At 47.8% G+C, this 1,960-nt stretch carries 4 protein-coding genes and 1 pseudogene; 4 read left to right on the forward strand and 1 reads right to left on the reverse strand.

All coding sequences use genetic code 11. From position 1 onward, the window contains the following. Positions 1–271 (reverse strand): annotated as a pseudogene (locus QUA58_RS31180) (hypothetical protein); the annotation flags it as partial. A 157-nt stretch (positions 272–428) separates the two neighbouring features. On the opposite strand from QUA58_RS31180, the gene QUA58_RS31185 reads away from it, so the two are divergent. The 4 genes from QUA58_RS31185 (at position 429) to QUA58_RS31200 (ending at position 1,942) form a co-directional block, all read left to right on the forward strand. After that, complete coding sequence (locus QUA58_RS31185; RefSeq protein WP_333249542.1) at positions 429–863, forward strand: hypothetical protein; 435 nt, start codon at positions 429–431, stop codon at positions 861–863. A gap of 85 nt (positions 864–948) precedes the next feature. Next, entirely contained in the window at positions 949–1,224 is a 276-nt protein-coding gene (locus QUA58_RS31190; RefSeq protein ID WP_333397989.1) for an HU family DNA-binding protein, read from the forward strand. Positions 1,225–1,341: 117 nt separating this feature from the next. Further along, positions 1,342–1,614 (forward strand): hypothetical protein, encoded by a 273-nt coding sequence (locus tag QUA58_RS31195; RefSeq protein WP_333397990.1) that lies wholly within the window; start codon positions 1,342–1,344, stop codon positions 1,612–1,614. Between the two features lie 76 nt (positions 1,615–1,690). Further along, the gene (locus QUA58_RS31200) at positions 1,691–1,942 is read left to right on the forward strand and encodes a hypothetical protein (RefSeq protein ID WP_333397991.1); all 252 of its coding nucleotides are present in this window, start codon (positions 1,691–1,693) and stop codon (positions 1,940–1,942) included. Positions 1,943–1,960 lie beyond the last annotated feature (18 nt).

The raw sequence follows: 1,960 nt of genomic DNA on the forward strand, positions 1-1,960 counted from the left end.
GGCCAAACTTGGACTCGATCGGCGGCTCCTGGCGTTGAACTTCGATCGAGTCGGCAGATTCCATCGGAGCTTCGTGCATAGTGTTCGGAGCTTCGTGCACAACACCGGGGGAAGTTTCCAGCAGTTTCAGCAGCGGGGGCTGAATGCCGACCAACGCATCAATCCAGTTTTGGCGGCACCGTTTGTCGCCCTCCGGGAGCACGTTGAGCTGCCAGCCGATTTTTTTCAATTCCTTGAGGTTTTTCTGTTGAAGCTGTTCCAAGGTGTACATAGGTTTTGGGGAAAGGGCGGGTCTGCACTCCCGCCCGATTCGTTTGGGGTATACAGTGCAATCTTGTCACAAGTGTGACTTTGCTTTATCATAAAGTCACACTTGTAAGTCTGTCAAGGTCACAAGTGTAACTTTGGTAATCTTTAAGGAAGACGTTATGAATCACCAAGAATATGGTCAAAGTCAAGAAGGCGAAACAGTTACAGTACGGGGAATTGAGAACGAACAGGACGTTTACCCTGACGCCGACGGGAGCACGGCTTTTTCGGGAGCTGGCGGAAGGTTTGGGCGTCAGTGGCTCGGACTTGATAGAGAAGCTAGCAAGGAGGGAATTGGAAATTTCAACCCCTTTGGGGGAGTTATTGACCAGCTAATCGACGATGCTAAAAAGCAGTTGGTCAAAAGTCAGGAGTGCATCGTCTGGTATCGTGCGGAGGTTCAAGAGTATCAAGAAAAACTAAATAACCTAATCAAGCTCAAAGAACTGCAAGAGCAGCAGTATCAGGAGATGTTGCGTCAGCAAGATATGCAGCGACAACAGCAACAACCACAGTCATCTAACGATAACGGCGGGGAAACCCCCGCAGAATAACCGCAACAGAAACCAGCATCGCCGTCGGGTGCTGGTTTTGCGTTACTAATTACTAATAACTAACAACTAAAGGGCGATCGCACTTATGAACAAAGGAGAACTGGTGGAACTGATGGCAGGCAAGGCCGACACCACCCAAAAAGCAGCTAATGCCTTACTGGACGCTTTTATCGACTCAATCACCCAAGTCGTCGCCGACGGGGAAAAAGTAACACTGGTAGGTTTTGGTTCATTTGAAGCGAGGGAGCGGAAAGCACGGGACGGCCGCAATCCTAAGACCGGAGAACAGATGAAAATCCCCGCTGCGGTAGTTCCCACATTCTCTGCCGGTAAGCAGTTCAAAGAAGCCGTCAACAAATGAGTGTTACAGATAAATGGGCTTCCATAGAAAGTCATTTATCTGTAGCAGTGCAAACTGGCGACACCTGCCAGGGCTAAACGCTAGGCTGTAGACAATTTGTAGACACTTGTAATCATCATGCCCAACTGGTTTCACATCGTTTCGCTAGGCACAACCATAGATTTAAATTTCGTTTGCGCGATTCAATGGAATCGCAAACAGATGAGAGACGGGCGCTGCACCGAGCTTTACCTTGCAACTGGCATCGCTACGGATGAACAGGGAGTCGTTGAGAATGATATTTGGTCAATAAGCGATGATGTCGATCGGCAAAATTTGCTGAAGCACTTATTTCCCGACGATGATTGTCCCATTCGTCTTCAACTTAAAGGTGCTGTAATCGGACAGTAAGACAGTAAGACAAATTGCTGATCGTCGTGAAGAGCGATCGGCTGCACAACTCGACATCTAAACATTTAGACATTCAATGGAAGAACAAACGCTCAAACAACAATGGGTCAAGCTCAATTCAGTGCGGGCATGGATTGCAAATAGACTATGTGATGGAAGCGATATCACTGATAACGCCATGTTTGAATCGCAGCAGGCGATCGGGTTTGCAATGCTTTATTTAGAAAAAGCGGAATATCTGTTCCATAGACCTGCTGCAAATTCCGATGTATTGACACTCTCAGGGCTGAAGCCGCTGAGATTCTGCGGACAAAGCAGCTTTAGGTAATACCCAAAGTTTTACTCT

This window comes from Microcoleus sp. N9_A1, assembly GCF_036701795.1.
Lineage (GTDB): Bacteria > Cyanobacteriota > Cyanobacteriia > Cyanobacteriales > Microcoleaceae > Microcoleus.

Bases quoted from the DNA above. Each gene is read 5' to 3' on its own strand.
- QUA58_RS31190 (WP_333397989.1), top strand. From the start codon at position 949: ATGAACAAAGGAGAACTGGTGGAACTGATGGCAGGCAAGGCCGACACC.
- QUA58_RS31200 (WP_333397991.1), top strand. From the start codon at position 1,691: ATGGAAGAACAAACGCTCAAACAACAATGGGTCAAGCTCAATTCAGTG.
- QUA58_RS31195 (WP_333397990.1), top strand. From the start codon at position 1,342: ATGCCCAACTGGTTTCACATCGTTTCGCTAGGCACAACCATAGATTTA.
- QUA58_RS31185 (WP_333249542.1), top strand. From the start codon at position 429: ATGAATCACCAAGAATATGGTCAAAGTCAAGAAGGCGAAACAGTTACA.